Origin of the sequence: Enhygromyxa salina (assembly GCF_000737335.2) — a bacterium.
GTDB classification, from domain to species: domain Bacteria; phylum Myxococcota_A; class Polyangia; order Nannocystales; family Nannocystaceae; genus Plesiocystis; species Plesiocystis salina_C.
In genome coordinates, this window is the sequence record NZ_JMCC02000033.1 from 21,971 (window position 1) to 42,821 (window position 20,851).

The window sequence follows — 20,851 nt, forward strand, 5'->3', positions numbered from 1 at the left end:
GATCTAGCGGCGATGCCTGGGGTCGCTGCGAGCGAGCGTGGTCGTTTGGACGCCGACGGTGTTGTCAATGGGACAACGGCCGCACTTCTGGCGCTTGCCGTTCGCGAGCCCTGCTCTTAGGTAGGCATGGTGCGCCGGACCTTTGCTCGAAACCTGCTCGCCGCTGCCCGCTGCTTCGAGGGTGAGCGCGCTCCGGGCCCCGCGGTGGTCGGGCGCGTGCTCGGGCTCCTGCGGGATGCCACGGGCGCCGACGCGGTCGCGCTGCTGACCGGTGAGGGTCAGGCGCTGCGCGTGAGCGGGGCCACCGGCCTGCTCGGGCGCGCGCGTGGGCTTCGGCTCGAGGTCGACGCGCACCCCCGGCTGAGCGCGCTGGTCGACGCCTCGTCGCCGCTGGTGTTTGCGCCCGACGATCCGCGCCCGGATCCCTGGGACGGCTTCTTGCTGGTGGATCCCAAGGCCAAGGTTCACGCCTGCGCTGGCGCTGCGCTGCGTGGGACCGACGCGCGTTCGTGCGGGGTGGTCACGCTCGACGCCGCGTCACCGCAGGCGTTCGGCGGCGAGATCGTCGGGGAGTTGGCTAGCTTCGCCGCGCTGCTCGAGCTGGCGATCGACATGGATCAGCCTGCTCTCGCGCCGCGCACCCGCGCGTCCACGCGCGAGCTCATTGGCCACAGCCCCGCAATGCAGAAGCTGCGCCGCGAGATCGAGCTGGTCGCGCCAAGCAATTTGCCCGTGTTGATCGAAGGGGAGACCGGGGTTGGCAAGGAGCTGGTCGCAGAGGCGATCCACGCCGCGTCGACGCGCGCCGCGGGTCCCTTGGTGCGGGTCAATTGTGCGGCGCTGCCAGAGTCGCTGGCCGAGAGCGAGCTGTTTGGTCACCGTCGCGGCGCGTTCACGGGGGCGGTCACAAACTACCGGGGAGCGTTCGCGCGGGCCGACGGCGGCACGCTGCTGCTCGACGAGTTTGGCGAGCTCGAGCCGCGCCTGCAGGCCAAGATGTTGCGCGTGCTGCAAGACGGCGAGCTCGCGGTGCTCGGTGAAGAGCGGACCCAACGGGTCGACGTGCGGGTGATCGCGGCGAGCAATCAGGACCTCTCGCAGGCCGTCGCCGCGGGTCGGTTTCGGGCGGATCTGTGGTACCGCGTCGCTGGCTACCGCGTTCGGGTTCCGGCTCTGCGCGAGCGCGAGCGCGACATCCTGATGCTCGCCGGATACTTCCTGGATCAAGCTGGCGCCGGCCTGGGTCTGCTCGAGGCCAAGCTCTCGCCCGCCGCACAGCGCTGCGTGGTCGAGTACCCGTGGCCTGGCAACGTGCGCGAGCTCGAGCACCGGGTCGCCCGCGCGTGTCTGCGCGTCGCCGCTCGCTCACCGGTGCTGCCCGCCGTCGTTGGCCCTGAAGACCTCGAGCTCGAGCGCGACGAGGCTGCGCGACCTCACCTGGCCGTGCTCGACGAGCTCCCCGCCAACGGCCTCGCCGCGGCCGTCGAAGATCTGCGCCGGGCCTTGATCGAGCGAGCGGTCGCGCTGTCGAACGGAAACTGGGCCGAGGCCGCGCGCCGGCTCCAGATCGATCGCAGCAACCTCCACCGCATGGCCCGCCGCCTCGACATGTGAGCGGGCAGCGCGTGTGCTACCTAGCTCTACGTGTTGCGCTCGCGATCGTCGGTGTTCGTGCTCCTCCTGTGTTGTAGCGCGCTGCTGAGCGGTTGCTGGAACCGCGAGGCCGTGTGGGAGGCGACGGACGCCCATCGCTCGTCGGTCGTGCGCCCAGGCGAGAGTGAGGCCGATCGCCTGTACCGGCACGGCCGCGATTGCATGGACACGATCGAGCGTGATGACTGCGCGATCGACTACTTCGAGCAGCTGATCGAGCTTGGGCCCGACCGCCGCGAGCTGATCGGCGACGCGACGTTTCGACTCGTCGAGCTGTACCGCCGCCACGACAAGGCCGAGTCCGCCACCTTGCTGCTGCGCAAGTTCTGGGAGCTCGGCATGGGTCGGATCAGCGCTGGGGTCGTGCCGCACAGCACCCGGTTCGCGCCCGAGACCGTGACCACGCTGTTCATGGTCGACGTCGAGCGGCTCGAGCAAAGCGGGCTGCACCGCGCGCTCCCGCAGGACGCGAAGGACATGATGTTCACCTGCGATCAGGCCCTGCGCGAGCGGCTGGGCGAGCAGGCCAAGGCCCGACGCGAGGCCAAAGAGCAGGCCAAGCTCGCGACGATGACCGAGAAAGAGCGCGAGGACTACCAAAGGCGGCGCAAGCAGCTTCGGTTTGGACGCGGCGATGACAAGTCCAAGGGCAAGTCCAAGCCCAAGGAGATCGAGACCGTGTACTCGGCCGGTGGCTTTTGCAAGCTCGCGGCCGCGCTCGGGCTCGCAGATCCCCGCGACTTCGAAAAATTTCTAGGCGCCAGCAACCACGCGGATCAACGGGTTTCGCTGGCGATCATGCGGATCGACGAGCTCGAGGCCAAGCTCGCCGCCGCGGCCGAGGCCGGCCACATCGTCGCCGAGCCGATGCCACAGATCGAAGGCCGGGACCTCGCCGCCATGACCCAGGGCATGCGCGACAAGCTGCGGGTCTGGACCCTGAGCGACTTCGAGTACGACGGCGCGCCCGTCCAGCTGCTGACCCTCGACCGCGGCGAGCTGACGATGGCGCCCAAGGCGATGATTCAAGGTCTGCTGCAGGCCCGCGCGCACGACCAGGATCGCCTGCACCCCAAGCTGCAAGAGCTGCTTGGCCAGGTCCCGCCCGAGGTCACCTTCGTGTCGCTGATCACCCCAGAGGCGACCGCAGCGTTCTTGGCCGAGATGGGCACGATGGGTCGGCTGCTGCCAAACCCCGCCGGCCTCATGATCGCGGCGGTCGTCTATGACTACGCCGGGCTGTTCGTGCGCGTGCCGACCGAGGACTCGGTCAAGGCCTGGGTGCTGCTCTCGCTCGCCCGCAAGTTGATCGTCAACGAAGACGAAGCCGCGCGCGCGGGCGAAGAGGACTTCATGGGCAACTTGGATATCTCGCAGACGCGCGACGGCAAGGCGCTGCTGATGACCAACATCCTGACCTCCGGCGCGGTGACGAACATGTTCTTGGGAGGTTGACCGGACCGGAGGCCCGACCCAGCTACGAGCGCAGCTTCACGAGCAGCTCGCCGTGCGCGGCCATCGAGTCGGCGTCGTAGGTGATCGAGTCGCCGGGCACCTGCAGGCAGTAGCTGCCGTGGCCGTCGTTGCGGATCCAGCGATCCCAGAACCCGGGGACTTGCTCTTCTAGATCTTTGCGCAGGCGATTGAGCGCCTGGCGTGTGCCGCTTTGGATCTCTGGCACGTCGAGCAGCGACAGGTGTTGCCCTGGCGCTCGCTTGGCGTGCACGGCCAGCCGGCCAAACAGGCGAAACCGCTGCTCGGACAACAGCAGCTCTTTGCCGTTGATCTCGAGGTTGCAGCGGCGGCGGTCGTAGGTGCCGATCAGGTGGATCGCTGGTGGACCTTGCTCGGCCCCGGCCTCGCGGGTGGCACCGCCCGGTCCGCGCTCGCGGGCGACGGACCCTGGCACATCGGCGACGGCCTCGTAGCGCTCCTCGCTGCGGCGCGCGAGCAGCTGCTTGATCGCGGCCTCCGGTGACTCTTTGCCGCCGTCGAAGGGCTTCTTGATGAAGTCGTCCGCGCCCTCACGCAGCGCGCGACGGCAGTACTCGTGGTCGTCGCCGTGGGCGGTCATCACGATCACGCCGGGCCGGCGCGCGTCGGGTAGCGAGACGATCCGCTCGAGCAAGGTGAAGCCAATCTCGAGCCGCGGCAGCCGACCCTCGCGCAGCGGGATCTTGAGATCCAGCAGCACGTAGTCGAACATCGTGTCCTCGAGCAGGGCCAGGGCGTTCTCCTGCGAGCTGGCCGAGCTGACCTCGTGGCCTAGAGACTCGATGGTCTCTTTGATGAGATCGAGCAACGTTGGATCGTCCTCGACGACGAGCGCTACCTGCTTGGTTCGGGCCATTGGGCACAGTATAGGGGCCTCGCGAGATCCCGATGATCTGGCTTGGATCGTGGCGCGGGTGGGATCGCAGATCCGGGTAGATCTGGCGTGTGTGGCCGAAAACGGGAGATTTGCGTGATCACCGAGTGCGCCGCGGACTTCCCGCAAAGTGGTCTTTTGGCCAGGTGCCGGCCGAGCTCAGTCCTCGATCGTCGGGAACATGCAGATCACAGCAGTCCCCGAGTCCGGCGTGCTCTCGATCTCGAAGGTCCCACGACACTCGCGTTCGATGATCTTCTTGGCCAGCGGCAGCCCGACCCCGGTGTGCTTGTCGTCTTTCTTGCTCGACACCATTGGCAACAGGGCCTGGCGGATCTCTTCGGGCCCCATGCCATAGCCGCTGTCTTCGACGCTGAGTCGAACCCAGCCGCGGCGGGGAACTGTCGCGCTCAAGGTCACGCGTCCGTCACCTTCGACGGCCTCGATCGCGTTCTTGGCCAAGCTCGACATCGCCTGAATCAGGCGCACGCGCGGCACGTGAACGCAGGTCGCCGAGGCGATGCCAGCCTCGACCTCGAAGCTCACGCTGGCGGGGATGTCGAGGGCGTCACGCACGATCTCGGCGACCTTGTCGAGCATCGCGACCACGGGCACGTCTTCACAGTCGAGCTTGGGCTCGTCGACCAGGCGCTTGGTGTCGTCGAGCATCAGCTGCAAGAAGTTGGTGCGCTCGCGGGCGATCCGAAGCGTGCGCTCATACACGTTCTTGCTGGTGTTGCTCTGCTCGAGGCTGGCGTGCAGCTTGGTCAGCGCGTCGAGCAAGCTGGCGACGACGGTCCGCATCTCGTGGGTGGTCTCGTTGGTAAGCAGCCGATACTTCTGATCCGCGATCCGCTCGGCGGCGCTGGCGACCCGCTCGCCGTGATCCTCGCGGAGCTTGCGGAGCTCGATGGCGACCTCGTCGATCTCGTCGGTCTTGGCTTGGTAGGCAAAGTCGAGCTCGCGCCGCTTGGCCGCGGATCCGCGCGCGGCCTTGGCCACGAAGCTGTTGTCGTCGGTGTCGAGCCGCGCCGCGATCACGGCGTAGTCGGGGTGCTCGAGGTACGCGAGCGCGCGCGCGACCAACAGCCGGACCTCCCACTTGCTGTCTTCGCTGTAGATCAGCAATTGCTCGGCGATCGCCCGGACCCGCTGGGCCGAGGGGTGGCTGTGCAGCTCCTCGATCATCGCGCTGACGGCCGCGCCCCGATCCTTCCACGAGCGATCGTCGTGCTTCTCGAGCCCCGCGGACTTGGGCTTGGGCTCGGCCCCGTCGTCGTCCGATTTGGCGGTCTCGGGCGGGGGCTCGGCCGGCTTGCTGCGCTTCTTGGCCCGCGACTTGGTGCTGGCGCCCTTCTTGCTCGACGCGGACGGCTTGCGTTTGCTGGGTCGTGCGCTCATCTCAGTGCCCATACCGGCGCTTGCGCTCGAGGAAGGCCTCGGCGCCGCCTTCGAGGATCTTCTCGATCTCGAACTTGACCTGCTCGACGTCACCGCGGGTGCGCAGGCGACCGTGTTGACCGTCGGACTCGGTCACGAACACGGCCTCGGCGTCACCGAGCACGGGGATGTTGGGGTTGTGGGTCACGAAGATCAGCTGGCGGCGGGCTTTGACCTCGCCGATGTTGCGCACGACGGTTTCATAAATGAACGCGTTGTCGAGGTTGTCCTCGGGCTGATCGATGAGCAGCGGGCGATCGCTGTCGAGCAGCAAGATCGGGAGGATCGTCGTGCACTTTTGACCGGTGCTGAGGGTGGACGCGTCTTTGTAAGTGCCGCCGTCACGCAGCTCGATCTTCGGGCGATCCTCGAGCTGCAGGGCCTCGAGGTCGAGCAGCAGCTTGCCGTCCTCGGCCCCGCGCAGGCGATCGATCAGCCAGTCGGCCTGCTCGTCACGAACCTCCAACGTGGTAGCGATCTCGGACACCGCCGAGCGCTCGACCAAGCGGACCAGCTCGCGCGGCGGCATGTTCTGCTCGATCCGGCCAACCAAGGTGCTGTAGTGCCGGCCCTGGCCTTTGAGCGCCTCACGCAGGCGCTCGGCATAGTCACCGCGCTCGCCGAATTGCGTGATGCTCACCCGAATGTCGGGCTCGAGCCGGGAGGTGATCTCGCGGGCGATCTTCTGGCGCAGCACGAACACCTTGTCGTGCAGCTCCGACAGGCGGTCGAGCAGCTCGCCGCGCTTCTTGGTCAGCTCGAGCAGCTCTTTGCGACGCCGCTCGACCGAGCGCCGCTGCTCGAGCAGCTCGTTGAGCCGGGTCTGCAGCCGCGCGCCCTCGCGGGCTTGGGCCTGGGCGTCTTGGTGGGCGCGGAGCAGCTCGGTGTAGCGCTGCTCTTGACCGCCGTGGGCTTCCGTCAGCTGGCGATCGAGCTCCTCGACGCTGAGCCGGGCGCCCTCGACGATCTTGCGGGCGCTGGCGATCGCGCCGACGGCGTCGTTGCCGGCCGCCTCGAGCACCATGTGCAGGCGCTCGAACAGCTCGCCGTTCTCGCCTTCACTGCGCTCGACGAGCTGGCCAAAGCCCCGGACCATGCGGCTCAGGCCCTCGAACTGGTCGACGACCCCAGCCAGGGTGTCGTCGGCGCGCTTGAGCATGCGCTTTTCCTGGTCGCGGGCGCCCTTGAGCGCGACCTCGCGGTTGATGTCGTCAGCCTGCTCGCCGCCGACGTCGAGCGCCTCGATCCGCTTCTTGATCTCGGGGATCTCGCCAAGCATCTCTTCGCGATCGGCGATCGCCTGGCGCAGCTGGTGGATGTCCGCGCTGTTCTTCTCGAGCTGCGAGATCACGTCGCGGCGGGTTGGATCGAGCCCGGCGATCTCGTCGGCCACGAACTGATCAATGACCTCGAGCTGGGCCCGGGGGCTGATCGCGATGTCCTCGATCTGGTGCTGGCTGTAGAAGTCCGCGGCGAACACCTGCCCGCGCGAGAGCGAGACCTCGACCGGTGAGCCGCGCTCGTCGGACACCTCGGGCTCACCAGAGCTGCCGCGCACGACCCGGTACTTCATGCCGTCGCGGGTCTCGATCGTGACCTCTACGGTGCCGCGATCGAGGTTGGCCTTGATCAGCTTGGTCAGCTGCAGCTGGCGCGTGGGGTCGGTGCTCTGCATCTGACCCAAGCAGTAGCGACACAGCTCGAGGATCGTGGTCTTGCCGGTGCCGCGGGCGCCGATGATGCAGTTGAGGCCGGCGGCGAAGTCGAGCTCGAGGCCGTCCCAGAACCCGCCGAGGACCGTGAGTCGGCGGATCTTGTGCGAGGCGCGGGGACCATCTTGCTCCGCTAGGATGTCGGCCATGCGCAAGAGTACCTAGCAGGCTGGAGAAAATCGCCCCACACCGGCAGGCACGCCCCTGAACATTGATGTCTGTGTCGCCGAACTCGCCGTGCGCCCGGCACCGCAGAAAAGCGGCTAGCGCGCGTGGGCACGTGTTTGGGGCATTTTTGGGATTGGAAAAGCTCACGCGCACCCGGGACGATCTCGAGGCTGGTTCGGGCATGGTGGGGCGGTGAGTGAGTACCCGACCGTTCCCCTGTCGTTCTCGCGCCGTCCCGAGGCACAAGTGCGTGAGCGTGCCCACGCATTCTATGAGCTGATGGACCTGCGTCGGAGCATTCGGCAGTTCAGCGCGGAGCCGATCCCCCTCGACGCCGTCCGCGAGGCTATCCGGACGGCCGGGACGGCGCCGAGTGGGGCGCACAAGCAGCCGTGGCGGTTCGTGATGGTGACGGACCCGGCGCTCAAGCACGAGATCCGGCTGGCGGCGGAGGTGGAGGAGCGCGAGACCTACGAGCAGCGCATGAGCGACGAGTGGCGGGCCGCCCTCGCGCCGCTGGGGACCGATGAGAACAAGCCCTACCTCGATCACGTGCCGGTGATCATCGTGATGTTTCGGGTCGACTACGACCTTCGCCCCGACGGATCTCGCAGCAAAAATTACTACGTGCAAGAGAGCTGCGGGATCGCGCTTGGGATGCTGATCGCCGCGCTCCACAACGCGGGGTTGGCGACGCTCACGCATACGCCCAGCCCCATGAACTTCTTGGCCAAGATCCTTCAGCGGCCCAAGAACGAGCGGCCGTTCATGCTGCTGCCGGTTGGCTACCCAAGCCCCGATTGCCGGGTGCCCGACCTGGCGCGCAAGCCCCTCGAACAGCTGCTCATCGAGGTTTGAACAGCGAACCGGGCGATTGGGGGGTCCGACCATCGGGGCTGAGACGCTGGGCGCTGTCGTGGTATACGGACGCCCGCACCATGCAATCGCTCCTTCGCAACATCGTCATCTCCGCCACTGTCACTGTCGCCGCGGTTACCTGTGGGCTCGCTGTGGGCTTGGCCCCGAGTGAGGCGTTGGCGGGACCCGAACAAGAACAGATCTGGTTTGGTACTGGCGTCGACTCGCTCGAGACCGACGAGAAGGGCCAGGTCACCTCCGAGGGCGCCAAGACCAAGACCGACAAGGTCGATCGGATCCCCAGCGAGGAAGACTGGGAGCTCAAGCTCCACGCGCGCATGAGCGGGCACGCAGCCGAGGGGCCCGTCTACGTCGAGTTCTATCAGAACGTCGGCGGCAAAGAGTACATCGTGTATCGCCACGAAGACGCGGACTACGACGGCTCGCGCTCGTACACCGCGGTGCTCTTGCTCGAGGCCAACATCGGGTTCAACAAGGACCGCGAGTACCGGGTGCAGATCGTCCAGAACAACGGCAAGCGCGATCTGGTGCTGGCCAAGGGCAAGGTCACGCTGATCGACACCGGCCGCGAGGCCGAGGGCGCCGACGAGCCCGAGCCCGAGGACGAGGGCGAAGAGGAAGAGGAAGAGGAAGAGGACGACGAGGACGACGAGGACGAGGGCGAAGGGGAGGAGGCCGACGTCGCGCCTCCCCCGATCGACGACAGCCCCGCCAAGAAGAAGGGCTGCAGCGTGACCGATGGCGGCGCGACCGACCTCGGCGCGACGGGCCTCGGGATCTTGCTGCTCGCTGCCACCTTCCGTCGGCGGCGCAACGGCTGAGGCCGGCTCAGCTCGAGCGGCGTATTCTCGCGGTGCTAACGTGCCGAGTATGCGCCGCTTTGTCGCGACCTGTGCTGCCGCTGCCACGCTGGCGCTTGGGTGTGAAGATCCACCGATCGAGGAGCCGCCTGACAACGGCGGACCCGGCGAGAGCTTGGGAACCACGGGCGGGACTGGCTCCGAGACTGGGGACGGCGATGGGGACGGGGACGGGGATGGCGACGGGGACGGGGACGGGGACGGGGACGGGGACGGGGACGGGGACGGCGATGGGGACGGCGACGGGGACGGCGATGGCGACGGCTTCAGCTTCGCGTCGCCGGTGACCACCGAGGTGTTCGCGTTCGATGATCTGCAGCTCGCCGATCTCGACGCGGACGGCTGCGCGGACTTGGTGCTCGCGGGCACGGGCGCACCCCCGCGGATCAACGTGTACCCAAGCGACTGCAACGGCGGCTTCCTGGCGCCGCCGATCACCCACCAGCTCGCCAGCTTCGATGGCTTCGCGCTCGGAGATCTCGACGCCGACGGCCGGGCCGACTTGCTGCTGCAAGCCACCGGCGCGCCGCCGCGGGTATCCGTGCACCTCAGCAGTGACAACTTCGAGCTGGGCGCGGCGATCACCAGCGAGGTCTTCACCTACGATCGGCTGTGGGCGATCGACATGAACGGCGACGGCCGCAGCGAGGCGATCACGTCCCAAACCAACGCCGCCCCGCCCTTGGTCCACAGCTGGAGCGGACCCGGAGACGGGACGCTGACCCTGCTCGCGAGCGCCGAGGTCGGCAGCTACGACGCCGCCGCGGTCGCCCACCTCAACGGTGATCTGTTTGGGGATCTCGTCACCGGCCTCGGCCAGGTCCCCGTCATCAACCCGTGGCTTGGCCAAGGCAACGGCGACCTGATCAGCGCCGCGCTGGTCTGGCCGTTCACCTTCTCGATCCTCGCGCTCGGCGACCTCGACGGTGACGGGTTCCCCGAGCTGCTCACCGACGTGCCCGGCAACGACTGGCGCGTGTCGATCTACCCCAACACCGGCGACGGCTTCTCGGGTCGCGCCCACGATCTCGCCGGGGTCTCGTACACCCGCTTGCGCAGCGCCAACATCGACGGCGACGGCGACGACGATCTGGTCATCACCCCGACCGGGATGCCGCCGCGGGTCATGGTCTTCGAGTCCAAGTAACGAGCCTCGGGCCGGCGCGTAGTGGGTCAGCGCATGAGCGAGATCAGCCCCGACCCCTTGTTTGCGCCCCTCGAGCTCGGCGCGTTGCGCCTGCCCAACCGGGTGTTGATGTCACCCATGACGCGCTCGCGGGCCCAACAGCCTGGTGACCTACCGACGGAGCTCAACGCCCGCTACTACGCCCAGCGGGCCAGCGCCGGGCTGATCTTCACCGAGGCTACCCAGGTCAGCCCGCAGGGCAAGGGCTACGCGTTCACGCCGGGCATCCACAGTGACGAGCAGGAGGCGGGCTGGCGCGGCGTGACCGAGGCCGTGCACGCCAACGGCGGCCGGATCGTCATGCAGCTGTGGCACGTCGGTCGGATGTCACACGAGGAGTTCCATGGCGGCGAGCCCCCGGTCGCCCCTTCGGCGATCAACGCCAACGCCCAGATCTTCCTGGGTGGTGAGCGCGGCTTCGCTCCAACCTCGACGCCACGCGCCCTCGCGCTGACCGAACTCCCGGGCATCGTCGAGCAGTTCCGGCAGGGCGCCGAGCGTGCCAAGCGAGCTGGGTTTGATGGCGTCCAGATCCACGGGGCCAACGCGTACCTGCTCCACCAGTTCCTCAGCGACGGCGCCAACCAGCGCACCGACGCCTACGGGGGCAGCATCACCAACCGCATCCGCCTCACGGTCGAGGTCGCCGAGGCCGTCGCCAGCGTGTGGGGCCCGGACCGCGTCGGCCTGCGGATCGGCCCCGGACTTGGCGGCATGGGTGGCGCGAGCGAGTCCGACCCGATCCCCCTGTACACGGCGCTCGCCGACGAGCTCAACCGGCTCTCGCTCGCCTACCTCGACGTCATCGAGTACTTCGGCCCGTCCGACAAGCGCCCGACCGAACCCAGCGATCTCCACCGCCGGATCCGTCAGCGCTTCACTGGCGCGTACCTGGCCAACGGCGCGTTCACAGCCGAGAGCGCGCGCGAAGCGTTGAAGCGCAACCACACCGACGCCGCGATCTTTGGCGCGCCGTTCCTCGCCAACCCCGACCTGCCCGAGCGGTTCCGCCGCGGCGCCCCGCTCAACGAGCCCCGGCGCGAGACCTTCTTTGGCGGCGACGCGAAGGGCTACATCGACTACCCCACCCTGAGCTGGGCGGAGTGATCGTCGCTGCTCTCAGGAGCCGGGGCTCATCGCTGTAGCGATCGCTATCTCGATCTTGAGAACGGTGATCTCGGCGACCGCGCCTCGCTTGTCGCCCACGCGAGCCGCCGGGATCGCGGCGACGGGTAGGCGGATCCCACTTCCGATGTTCACACCCGCTCGGTTGGCGATGTTCGGCTCGGAGAACGTGAACACGGGATTCGCAGGGTTCGACTCGATCACCGCCCCGAGCCAGACCCCATTGGGTTTTTCCTGCAGGAGCACCACGTAGTGATGACCGCCGCGGCCGCCTGACCTGGTGCGAGGATCTTCGCAGTGACGAACATGCCCCCGCTGAGGCGGCTTGTGCCGGCGACGACCAAAGACCATGCGTTGCCGGTACTAGCCGAAAGATGCTCGAACGTTCCGCCACCGGGCGTCGAGTGCCTCGAGCGGCATCGGATCTGGAAGCCTGCGGTCGAGCGCTGGCGGTGGTTGTGGAGGCGAAGGCTGCAGCAGCGCGAGCAGAAAGCTGATCTTGGAGTCGAGACCCTCGCGCAGCGCTTCGAGGTAGAGCTCCCTCACCCTGCCCGAGTCGTCTGCGCCTCGTCGGCGGGCGTGATCGAGGTAGCCAATCAAGAAGATCAAGATCGGGACAAGCCGGCTTTGATGGACGACAAGTCGGATCTCGGGAGGGATCGTCAGGTCTTCGATGAGCGCCTGGCCGCTCTCTCGGTGCGCGCGGTAGCTTCGGCGGGGTCGAGGCTGTCCAAGACGCTCGTGAAGCTCTCCGGTGAGCGTCTGCAAATAGCTCAGGCGGCTCATCAGCTCGTCGCCGAGCAGCGACGCCAGCGACGCTTCGTGAACAGATGACTCGGGCGTTGGACCACTCAGCTGAACGAAGACGTCAGAAAAATGTGGTTCGATCGCCTCGGCTACGATCCAAGCTTCGTGGGCTGATGTGATCGCATGAGGTCGAGCGCGAACCCCCGCCAGCACCAACCTCAGCGAGCCCGCGACGACCCGTCCGGCGTTCAAGAATCCGCGAAAGTCACGGATGACCGCGCGGAGCTTGCCCAGCAGTTCATCAACGGTCCAGACCTCCTGAAGTGACTGCTCGACCGAGCTGACCGCTGGGAGCCACACGGATGTCGCGGCTGCCGTCACGACACAAACCTAGCACGCATCATACTGCGGTTAAATAGGCAGTGCTGGACCCACCAAGAAAAAACACACGGCACTCTACCGACGTCGCAGCCGGGACCGACTGGGCGTGACCATCCAGCGCACGCGAAGGGCGGCCCGGCGCAGCGAGCGACCAGGAGCACGGACATGGATGACCAGCGCGGGGGGTGGCGAGCGCTCACGGAACGTGGACTTCGGTCACGTACTCGCGGGTGATCGCCAGGCTCTCGGAGTCGACCATGAACACGTTGGCCTTGCCAACCTGCCCGTCAAACTCCACGACCAACCAGATCTCCACCGCCCAAGCCTTGGACTCCGCCAAGCATGGCGGCACCCACCCAACGACGACCGCGGATCCCAGCGCGTCGTTTTGCCGGGCACGGTAGGCGGCCTGGAAGCTCTCGAGCTGCTTGACGGCGGACAGGGCCGCGCGGGCGACCGGCGGCCGAACTTCCTTGCGCCAGTCGCTGAAGAACCGGAACTCCTCGAAGCTCGGGCTGCCCGGCCGCAGCACGGCGATGTAGGTCTCGCTCGCGTCGAGGTCACCGTAGTCTTGCAGGTCGAACTCGGGGAACAGGTTGTCGCTGGCGATCGCCTGATCGCGGGCGCGGATCTGGGTGTCGAGCAGCCGCGCCTCGTGGCGGCTGTAGGCGGTGTAGATCCGCAGCAACATGTACTCGCTGGGGATCTGGTGATCCCAGTCGAGCACGGCTCGGACCGCCGCGTACTGGTTGGACCCGTAGGGCACCAGCTTGGGCATTGCCTCGTGCAGCTGCACGCGAAACTGCTCGGTCGTGGCGATGCTCTGCTCTTGCAGACGCACGTGAACGCGCAGATCCGTGAACGCCTGCTCGACGAGCTTTGACGGCGGCTCGATCGGCGGTGGCTTGCCCTTGTTCTTGTTGCGCCCAAACAGACTCACGAACTCGCCACCTTCTCCCTGACCTCGCTCGCGTGCTTGCGTGGTCGCTCGTTGGCTGCAGCCTGGACCGCACGCCGTAGTCCAGCGATGGTGTGCGAGACGGCCGGTTGTTTCAAGCGCAAGCTGGCGCCATTGACGATCAGCCGGCTGGTGACCTCGAAGATGGTCTCGACCTCGACGAGCGCGTTTTGGCGCAGGGTCTCGCCGCTCTCCACGAGATCGACGATCTGGTCGGCCAGTCCCGTGATCGGGCCCAGCTCGACGGACCCGTACAGGGGGATGATGTCGGGCTGAATGCCGCGGGCCCGGTAATGCCGCAGGGCGCAGCGCGGGTACTTGGTGGCGACGCGCAGGTCCATGCCCCGGCGCAGGGCCTTGCGGTCACCCGCCGCCCCCGCGGGGGCCGCGACCGCGAGCCGGCAGCGACCGATGCCGAGGTCGACCGGCTCGTAGAGATCCCGGCCCTGCTCGAGCAGGGTGTCGAGGCCAGCGATGCCGAAGTCCGCGATCCCGTGCTCGACGTAGGTCGGAACGTCGACCGGCTTGACCAGCAAGATCCGATCACCGGTTGGCAGCTCGAACAGCAGCTTGCGACCGACCTCGTCGAGCGACGGTGCGATCTCGATGCCGGCGGCGGCGAGCAAGGGCAGCGCCTGCTCGAGGATCCGCCCCTTGGGCAGCGCCCAGGTCAGCGGTACGGAGGTCGTTGGCGACTCAGGCACCGCCACCATGGTACCTCGACATTTGGGCGCCGAGGGGACACAGCCGGGCCTCGATCGCCTCGTACCCACGGTCGATGTGATAGACGCGGCGGACCTCGGTGGTGCCCCGCGCGACCAGCCCGGCGAGCACCAACGAGGCGCTGGCCCGCAGATCCGTGGCCATGACCGTGGTGCCAGAGTACTTGGTGGGCCCGCGGACGACCGCCGTGTTGCCGTTGACGACGATGTTGGCCCCAAGCCGGTTGAGCTCTGGCACGTGCATGAATCGGTTCTCGAAGATGGTCTCACGGATCACGCTGGCCCCGTCGGCCATGGTCGCGAGCACCATGATCTGGGCCTGCATGTCGGTTGGGAAGCCGGGGTGCGGCCGCGTGACCACGTCGAAGGGGCGCAAGCGCTCCGGGCCGATGACGCGCAAGCCCCCCGCCTCGACCCGACACTCGGCCCCGGCCGCGACGAGGGTGTCGATGATCGCGTGCATGTGGTCGACCGGCGCGTGCTCGAGCAGCACGTCCCCGCGGGTGATCGCCGCCGCGACCGCGAAGGTGCCGGCTTCGATCCGGTCGGGTAGGATCGCGTGATCGATCCCGCTAAGCTCGTCGACGCCGTCGATCTCGATGGTCGGGGTCCCCGCGCCGGAGATCTGCGCGCCCATCTTGTTCAGGAACAGCGCGAGCTCCTCGACCTCGGGCTCGCGGGCCACGTTCTCGAGGGTGGTGTGGCCCTTGGCGAGGGCCGCGGCCATCATGACGTTCTGGGTGCCGCCCACGGTGACCTTGTCGAACAAGAACCGCCCACCCGTGAGCCGCTTGGCCTCGAGATCCACGTAGCCGTGCTCGAGCGTCACCTTGGCGCCGAGCGCCTGAAGCCCCTTGAGGTGCTGATCGATCGGCCGGGCACCGATCGCGCAGCCGCCCGGCAACGAGACCCGCGCCCGACCGTAGCGAGCCAGCAGCGGCCCCATGACCGTGACCGAGGCGCGCATGGTCTTCACCATTTCATAGGGCGCCTCGAGGCTGCCCTGCGCGACGCCGCGGGGATCGATCTCGACCGTGCGGCCGTCGGTGTCGGCGATGACCTCGACCGCGCAGCCGACCTCGCGCAGCAGCCGGTTCATGGTCGAGACGTCGGTTAGTTTGGGGACGTGGCGCAGCCGGGTCAGGCCCGACCCCAACAGCGCCGCGCACTGGATCGGCAGGGCCGCGTTCTTGGCCCCGCGGATCGGCAGGGTTCCCACGAGTCCCGTGCCAGGCATGCCGGGCGGCTTTCCGATGATCTCGAGCTTGTCCATGGTCGCTCTACGCCCACCCGCGGAGCTTTTTTCCGGTGTCCGCGGTTCAGTTGAAGCGCGGCAATGACGCTGGCCTAGGTGGGCGGCAGGCGCAGCCTCGCACGAATCTGGGTGACGACCGATCGATCGTCAGATCCCTCGTCAGATAGATCGTCGCTCAGGCCCGGGGACGGATCCCCACAGTCGTCCAGCCGGGTCAGCTCGAGCTCTCGCGTCACGCCCACCCAGCGCTGCTCGATGCGGACACGGGCCCAGAGTGGACGGCCCTCGGCGATCAGGAGCTGGCGCGACGTGAGAATCCCGATCTCGGGCCGCGCGAGATCGTGCCCGTCGTCCCAGTCGCCCTGGATCAGCACGAACGGGGCGGGTGGGCCGTCCTCGCCCGAGATCTGGCCCGCGCCGACGGCCGTCTCGCGCCACGCGCGGGCCCGGCAGGGGCGGTCGTGGGGAAACTGGCCCTGATCGTCGACGCAGGTGGTCTCGTGGCAGCGGCCTTCGACTGCGCCTCCCTGCCATGACTGCCCGACCCGAACCGGATGATCGGGCAGCTCCGGCCAACCCAGCGCGAGCGCGTCTTCGAGGGGATCCCAGCTGCGCTGCCGACAGGCGAAGTCCGGCGCGGCCGGCCCGACCGTTCGCGCCGACCACCACAGCTGTCGACGGCGCTCGGGCTCGGGCTCGGGCTCGGGCGCTGCGCCACCGGGATCATCGAGCGAGATCAGCAACCCCTCGACCCCGACCACCCCGGCATGACGCGCGCCCGGCCGGCCCGTCAGCGCGAGCGCCCAGGTCGTGTGCTGTTCCTCGCGACCGACGAACACCGCCACGCTCGGATCCCGAAACTGCTCGTCGACGCGGACGCGGTAGACCTCGACGCACTCGCCCGGCGCGCGCCAAGCCAGCTCGAGCGGCGCGCCTGGATCAGCGTCGAACTCGATCGCAAGACCGCGGGTGATCGCTGCTGCTCGCGCTTGCTCGAGCGCAGCGGTGGCCGCCTGCTCCGCCGCGTTGGCACGCGGCTGCCACCACCAGCGCCAGCCACCCACGACCGCGAAGCCAAGCACGCCAACGCTCACCGCGATCGAGCGCCAGCGCTGGTCATGCGTATCGCTGCTGTTCATCCGCAGCGGTCTTTATAGCGCCCGCCAACCAAAATTTTTCACGGATCACGTTGGCGCTGGGCGGGCCCGCACGAAATTTGGGCTGGCGAGCGATTCGGTGGATCCGATGTGCATGGCGCATCGAACCAAAGCTCTCCGCATCGCACTCGCACTGCTCGCCGGCGTCGTCGCAACCACCGGCATGGCCGACACGAGCCTCGCCGCACCGGGTGACCGCGCTCGCGTGAACAGCTTGTCGGTCCCGATGTTCGGCGATCGCAGCGAGGCTCTGTGGCCGCTGCAGATCGGGCTGGAGATCGTCAGCGAGTCCGGCGAGGTCGTGGTTCCGCGCCGCGAGCTGGTCGTGTCCGACGGCCAACACACGATCTTCTCTGAGGTGGTCGCGACCCCAAAGGGCTCCCACGCGTTCGAGCTCGAGCTCGTCGCTCGGCACCACGCAGGTGACGCGATCGAGCTCGAGTACGATCTTCAGGTGCGCCAAGCCCGGTTCAACGGGCTGACCTGGACCGGCTACTTGCTCCACCGCCTGTCCCTCGCGCCCCGCCCCGCGCTCGGACAGAGCGCCCTGGCTGCGGCCCGCGCCGATATCGTGGAGACCCGCGAACAGCCCAACCAACCCGCACACAGGCAGACGCTCACGGTTGATGGGGATCGCTACGAGATCCGCCTGTACGCCGCGAGTCTGCGCGGTTGACACCCATTCCCACGACGGATAATCCTTCTACGAACTCGCGCACCCGCAAGACGGGGCCGAGGTCCCGGAGCTCCCAGATGCCGAAGCGTTCCCTCACCGCTCGACTTTCCCGCCTCTCTTTCCTCGGCGTGTTCGCGCTTGGCTTGACCGCCATGTCGCTGACCGGCTGCAAGAAGCCCGAGTACCCCGCGTGCAAGAAGAACAAGCACTGCAACCAGGAAATGGACGAGAAGTGCGTCGACGGCACTTGCCAAAACTGCGTTGAAAATAGCGAGTGCGCAGGCAAGGGCCCCAACGGCCAAGACTACGTCTGCTACGAATTCCGCTGCGTCGATCCCTCCGAGGCGATCGCGGGCGGTTCGGGCCAGGGCTCGCCGTGTACCAGCAGCCTCGACTGCACCGGCGGTCTGGTCTGCCAAGCCGGCTCCTGTAACTTCTGCGCCCAAGACATGGACTGCCCAACCGGCACCTGCGACTTTGGCACCGGCCTGTGCAGCGACGGCATCCCCGGCGCGCCCGGCTCGTGCACCGTCGACGACGACTGCGCGATCGATGAGATCTGCGACGGCGGCATGTGCATCTTCTCCGGTGACTACAGCGGCGACGGCGAAGTCCTGTGTGAGCTGCAAGCCGTGTTCTTCGGGTTCGACAGCCCCAAGCTGAGCCCCGAGACCGAGGCCAGCCTCAAGGCCGCCGCCCAGTGCATCGCCGACCAGGGTCGCTTGGTCTACCTCGAAGCCCACGCCGATCCGCGTGGCACCGAGGAGTACAACATCCTGCTTACGGATCGCCGCGGCCAGGGCGTCAAGAGCTTCCTGCAAAACCTTGGGGTCCCCCCCGAGAACATGCAGGTGATCTCGAAGGGCAGCCTCGAGGCCCGCGGCACTGACGACCAGTCCTACGCGGACGATCGTCGCGTCGAGTTCATCTGGCAGTAGACTGCCTTCAGCTGTGGGCGAGCGGTCAACGCTCGCCCACGACCTGAAAAAAACTGACATGGGCTGCCTGCCCCACCCAGCCCGACCCCGCGTCGGGTTGTTCGATCTGAGGACCACCATGATCCGAACCCGAGTTGTCGTTTCGCTGCTGATGATCGCGCCGCTGTCAGCCTGCATCACCATGAAGTCCGAGCACGACGAGCTCGCGGCCGAGGTCATGACGCTGCGCAAGAAGGTGTCCGAGCGCGACACCCAGCTCGAGCAGACGCTGATCAAGGCGCAAGAGCAGATGGCCGTCGTCGAAGAGCAGCTGGCCGCGGCCGAGAAGATCCTGCGCAACAACCAGGCCTCGATCGGCGTGCGCGTCGACAACTTGGAATTCGACAGCCAAGACGTGCGCGGCATCGCCGAGGACAGCCTCAACGAGCTCGCCGCGCTCGCGCAGAACGTCGCGGACTCGCGGACCGAGCTCGACCAACGCCTGACCGCCGTCGAGCAGACCCTCAACGCCGAGACCGACATCCCCGAGGGTAAGACCGATCTGCTCAAGGCCGCCGAGCGCGAGCTCAAGGCCAAGGACTACAGCCGGGCCCGGCGCCTGTTTCGGACCTACCTCTCGCGCTACCCCAGCGATCCGAAGGAGCCAGAGGTTCGCTTCAAGATCGGCCAGACCCTGTTCTCGGAGCGGGACTATCGCAGCGCGCTCGGTGAATTTTACTGGCTGGTTCAAAACGCCCCCGACAACGAGGTCATCCATGACGCCGTCTACTACTCGGGGTTGGCGTTCGCGAAGCTGGGCCAGTGCGACAAGGCGATCGCCTACTTCAACGCGATCGTGAAGAAGGGCTCCGACGCGCCAGAGCGCTACAAGACCCAGGCCGAAAAGCAGATCAAGACGCTCGAGGCGGACACGGGCAAGATCTGCGGTGATCGTCACACCGACGAGTCCGGTGACTCGATCAGCGACGAAGACGCCGAGAGCTGAGCGCTCTGGGTCGCTGGCCAGGCGCGAGGCTGGTGCCACTCTTTGGTACTGGTGGGTGGGCTTGCTGCAACGACAGCCCCCTTGCTCATGGTGTCACGGCTGAGGCAGCATGCTCGTGTAGGGCCCGTCCCATGCCGATCCCCGCGCATCGCTCAATATTCTGCTCGCCTCGTGTACACCGAGGTGGTCGATGAGTGAGTCCGAGACACCCGACCCAGCGTCGGAATTGGGCCCGGGAGTGCCGACCAAGCTCACACCCGAGAGCGAGGAAGACACGCTACCGATCCGCGTGCCCCAGGCACCTCATGTCAGCGCGCCCGCGGCCCCCGCCGCGGACTCGAAGCCAGCGTCGTTGTTCAACACTGGGTGGGACGCGCTGATCAGCCCCGCGTCTGCCAGCCCGATCTTCGCGCCACCTGGGGCCGCCGTCAGCACGCCCAGCCAGCCAGTCGAGCCAGGTGAGCCAGTCGAACCAGTGAGCCTCCCAAGCTTCGTGCCGGCAACTGACAAGCCCCGTACTTCCGAAGCGGGAACGGTGGTGTCGGGCGAGTTCGGCAGCCCGTCGGCGCAACCGGCGGCCACCAAGGCCGACCAAGCTGGGGACGGTCAGCGCGACGAGGACGACGCGCCATCCGCCGCGGGCGACCAGACCGAGGACGACGACGAAGACGACGATCCGTCCGACGAAGACGACGATCCGTCCGACGAGGACGAGGACCCGTCCGACGAGGACGACGACCCGTCCGGCGAGGACGACGAAGACGACGACCCGTCCGACGAAGACCAACGAGCTGCGATCATCACACAGCCGGCCGCGAACGAGCCACCGCGCGTGAGCTCGAACCAGGCTGAGCCGGGCGGTGGCGGGCGCAGCCTGGTGTGGATCGTCGGGATCGCCGCCGCGATCGTGCTGGCGGTCGTCCTGGTCAATCGCGGAAGCTCACCAGAACCAGGCAGCGGCTCGCAGTCGGCCCGGCCCAACAAGCCGGACGACTCAGCGCCCAGTGATCGCGCCGACAAGCCGAAACCACGACCGCCGCAGGTCAAGACCCACGCCGCCGACCCCAAGCTCGCCGCGCTGCGGGAGAAACAGGCCCGCGAACAAGCGGCCAACAACGACGAGGGTAACGGCGATCCAGACGGTGAGCGTCCCGAGCCACCCGCGGCCAAGCCAGAGGTCACGGATCCGCGCGCGATCCCGCCGGGCACCCCCGAAGAAAACGCCAAGGCGTTCGCCAAGCTCCCGGTCTCGGTTCAGGACGGGCCGCCGATCGGCGCGATTGGCCTCAACGGCATCCACATCGACGAGATCCTGATGGGTGCCGGCCGCGAGAACACCGAGTGCAACGATCCAACCCGGAAGTTCTCGACGACCGGCACCGAATTCGTGAACGTGTGCATTCGCGTCGTCCACTCCCGGGCCACCGACACGCTGCGCGTGATCTGGGAGAAAGACGGGACGGTGACCCGGCGCGGCAAGGTGCGGATCCCCGACAATTTGCACGCCTACAAGACCCGGGCCTACCTTCAGGTTCGGCCCGAGTACGTTGGGTCTTGGCGGGTTCGGATCGTCCCCGAGGGCGAAGAAGACACCGACCTCGCCGTCGCCGAGTTCCAGATCGAGTAGGCCCAGCAAGGCCC

Annotated in this window: 19 protein-coding genes; 10 read left to right on the forward strand and 9 right to left on the reverse strand. The window is 67.5% G+C overall.

The annotated features are described in order from the left end of the window. The first annotated feature begins 126 nt into the window (after nucleotides 1-126). On the forward strand, nucleotides 127-1,614 hold the full coding sequence (norR, locus tag DB30_RS14430) for a nitric oxide reductase transcriptional regulator NorR (RefSeq protein ID WP_052549147.1): 1,488 nt from the start codon (nucleotides 127-129) through the stop codon (nucleotides 1,612-1,614). A gap of 30 nt (nucleotides 1,615-1,644) precedes the next feature. Beyond that, the gene (locus DB30_RS14435) at nucleotides 1,645-3,108 is read left to right on the forward strand and encodes a hypothetical protein (protein ID WP_146658890.1); all 1,464 of its coding nucleotides are present in this window, start codon (nucleotides 1,645-1,647) and stop codon (nucleotides 3,106-3,108) included. A 22-nt stretch (nucleotides 3,109-3,130) separates the two neighbouring features. Here the strand turns inward: DB30_RS14435 and DB30_RS14440 are convergent, their stop codons facing one another. The 3 genes from DB30_RS14440 to DB30_RS14450 form a co-directional block, all read right to left on the reverse strand. After that, entirely contained in the window at nucleotides 3,131-4,003 is an 873-nt protein-coding gene (locus DB30_RS14440) for a response regulator (RefSeq protein WP_052549155.1), read from the reverse strand. A 177-nt stretch (nucleotides 4,004-4,180) separates the two neighbouring features. Next, nucleotides 4,181-5,422, reverse strand: coding sequence for a sensor histidine kinase (locus tag DB30_RS14445; RefSeq protein ID WP_052549159.1), 1,242 nt, complete (start codon nucleotides 5,420-5,422; stop codon nucleotides 4,181-4,183). Between the two features lies 1 nt (nucleotide 5,423). Next, nucleotides 5,424-7,322: an AAA family ATPase gene (locus DB30_RS14450; RefSeq protein WP_052549164.1), complete on the reverse strand. Its 1,899-nt coding sequence runs from the start codon at nucleotides 7,320-7,322 to the stop codon at nucleotides 5,424-5,426. A 211-nt stretch (nucleotides 7,323-7,533) separates the two neighbouring features. Here DB30_RS14450 and DB30_RS14455 point away from each other — a divergent pair, with 211 nt between their 5' ends. The 4 genes from DB30_RS14455 (at nucleotide 7,534) to DB30_RS14470 (ending at nucleotide 11,373) form a co-directional block, all read left to right on the forward strand. Further along, nucleotides 7,534-8,199: a nitroreductase family protein gene (locus tag DB30_RS14455; protein WP_240480232.1), complete on the forward strand. Its 666-nt coding sequence runs from the start codon at nucleotides 7,534-7,536 to the stop codon at nucleotides 8,197-8,199. 80 nt (nucleotides 8,200-8,279) lie between these two features. Next, complete coding sequence (locus tag DB30_RS41430; RefSeq protein ID WP_052549168.1) at nucleotides 8,280-9,041, forward strand: MYXO-CTERM sorting domain-containing protein; 762 nt, start codon at nucleotides 8,280-8,282, stop codon at nucleotides 9,039-9,041. A gap of 49 nt (nucleotides 9,042-9,090) precedes the next feature. Then, entirely contained in the window at nucleotides 9,091-10,227 is a 1,137-nt protein-coding gene (locus tag DB30_RS41435) for an FG-GAP repeat domain-containing protein (RefSeq protein ID WP_052549170.1), read from the forward strand. Between the two features lie 33 nt (nucleotides 10,228-10,260). After that, nucleotides 10,261-11,373 carry an alkene reductase gene (locus DB30_RS14470; protein WP_052549239.1) on the forward strand — a complete coding sequence of 371 codons (1,113 nt, stop codon included), beginning with the start codon at nucleotides 10,261-10,263 and terminating at the stop codon, nucleotides 11,371-11,373. 12 nt (nucleotides 11,374-11,385) lie between these two features. Here DB30_RS14470 and DB30_RS14475 read toward each other — a convergent pair whose 3' ends face one another. The 6 genes from DB30_RS14475 to DB30_RS14500 all read right to left on the reverse strand — a co-directional run bounded on the left by DB30_RS14475 (nucleotide 11,386) and on the right by DB30_RS14500 (nucleotide 16,593). Continuing rightward, the gene (locus DB30_RS14475) at nucleotides 11,386-11,742 is read right to left on the reverse strand and encodes a hypothetical protein (protein ID WP_146658893.1); all 357 of its coding nucleotides are present in this window, start codon (nucleotides 11,740-11,742) and stop codon (nucleotides 11,386-11,388) included. A 12-nt stretch (nucleotides 11,743-11,754) separates the two neighbouring features. Continuing rightward, on the reverse strand, nucleotides 11,755-12,519 hold the full coding sequence (locus DB30_RS14480) for a hypothetical protein (RefSeq protein ID WP_146658895.1): 765 nt from the start codon (nucleotides 12,517-12,519) through the stop codon (nucleotides 11,755-11,757). A 196-nt stretch (nucleotides 12,520-12,715) separates the two neighbouring features. Continuing rightward, nucleotides 12,716-13,459: a hypothetical protein gene (locus DB30_RS14485; protein WP_052549180.1), complete on the reverse strand. Its 744-nt coding sequence runs from the start codon at nucleotides 13,457-13,459 to the stop codon at nucleotides 12,716-12,718. Continuing rightward, nucleotides 13,456-14,190, reverse strand: a complete 735-nt coding sequence (gene hisG, locus DB30_RS14490) for an ATP phosphoribosyltransferase (RefSeq protein WP_052549182.1) — start codon at nucleotides 14,188-14,190, stop codon at nucleotides 13,456-13,458. Before hisG ends, DB30_RS14485 begins: the two co-directional genes overlap by 4 nt. Continuing rightward, on the reverse strand, nucleotides 14,174-15,472 hold the full coding sequence (gene murA / locus DB30_RS14495) for a UDP-N-acetylglucosamine 1-carboxyvinyltransferase (protein ID WP_052549184.1): 1,299 nt from the start codon (nucleotides 15,470-15,472) through the stop codon (nucleotides 14,174-14,176). Before murA ends, hisG begins: the two co-directional genes overlap by 17 nt. 74 nt (nucleotides 15,473-15,546) lie before the next feature. Further along, nucleotides 15,547-16,593 carry a hypothetical protein gene (locus tag DB30_RS14500; protein WP_052549187.1) on the reverse strand — a complete coding sequence of 349 codons (1,047 nt, stop codon included), beginning with the start codon at nucleotides 16,591-16,593 and terminating at the stop codon, nucleotides 15,547-15,549. Between the two features lie 181 nt (nucleotides 16,594-16,774). Here DB30_RS14500 and DB30_RS14505 point away from each other — a divergent pair, with 181 nt between their 5' ends. The 4 genes from DB30_RS14505 to DB30_RS14520 all read left to right on the forward strand — a co-directional run bounded on the left by DB30_RS14505 (nucleotide 16,775) and on the right by DB30_RS14520 (nucleotide 20,837). After that, the gene (locus DB30_RS14505; RefSeq protein ID WP_146658897.1) at nucleotides 16,775-17,287 is read left to right on the forward strand and encodes a hypothetical protein; all 513 of its coding nucleotides are present in this window, start codon (nucleotides 16,775-16,777) and stop codon (nucleotides 17,285-17,287) included. A 152-nt stretch (nucleotides 17,288-17,439) separates the two neighbouring features. Next, a complete protein-coding gene (locus DB30_RS14510; protein ID WP_146658899.1) occupies nucleotides 17,440-18,225 on the forward strand; it encodes an OmpA family protein in 786 nt (261 codons plus the stop codon). 118 nt (nucleotides 18,226-18,343) lie between these two features. Beyond that, nucleotides 18,344-19,210, forward strand: a complete 867-nt coding sequence (locus DB30_RS14515; protein ID WP_165703762.1) for a tetratricopeptide repeat protein — start codon at nucleotides 18,344-18,346, stop codon at nucleotides 19,208-19,210. Between the two features lie 190 nt (nucleotides 19,211-19,400). Further along, complete coding sequence (locus DB30_RS14520) at nucleotides 19,401-20,837, forward strand: DUF2914 domain-containing protein (protein ID WP_153258325.1); 1,437 nt, start codon at nucleotides 19,401-19,403, stop codon at nucleotides 20,835-20,837. The last annotated feature ends 14 nt before the right edge of the window (nucleotides 20,838-20,851 follow it).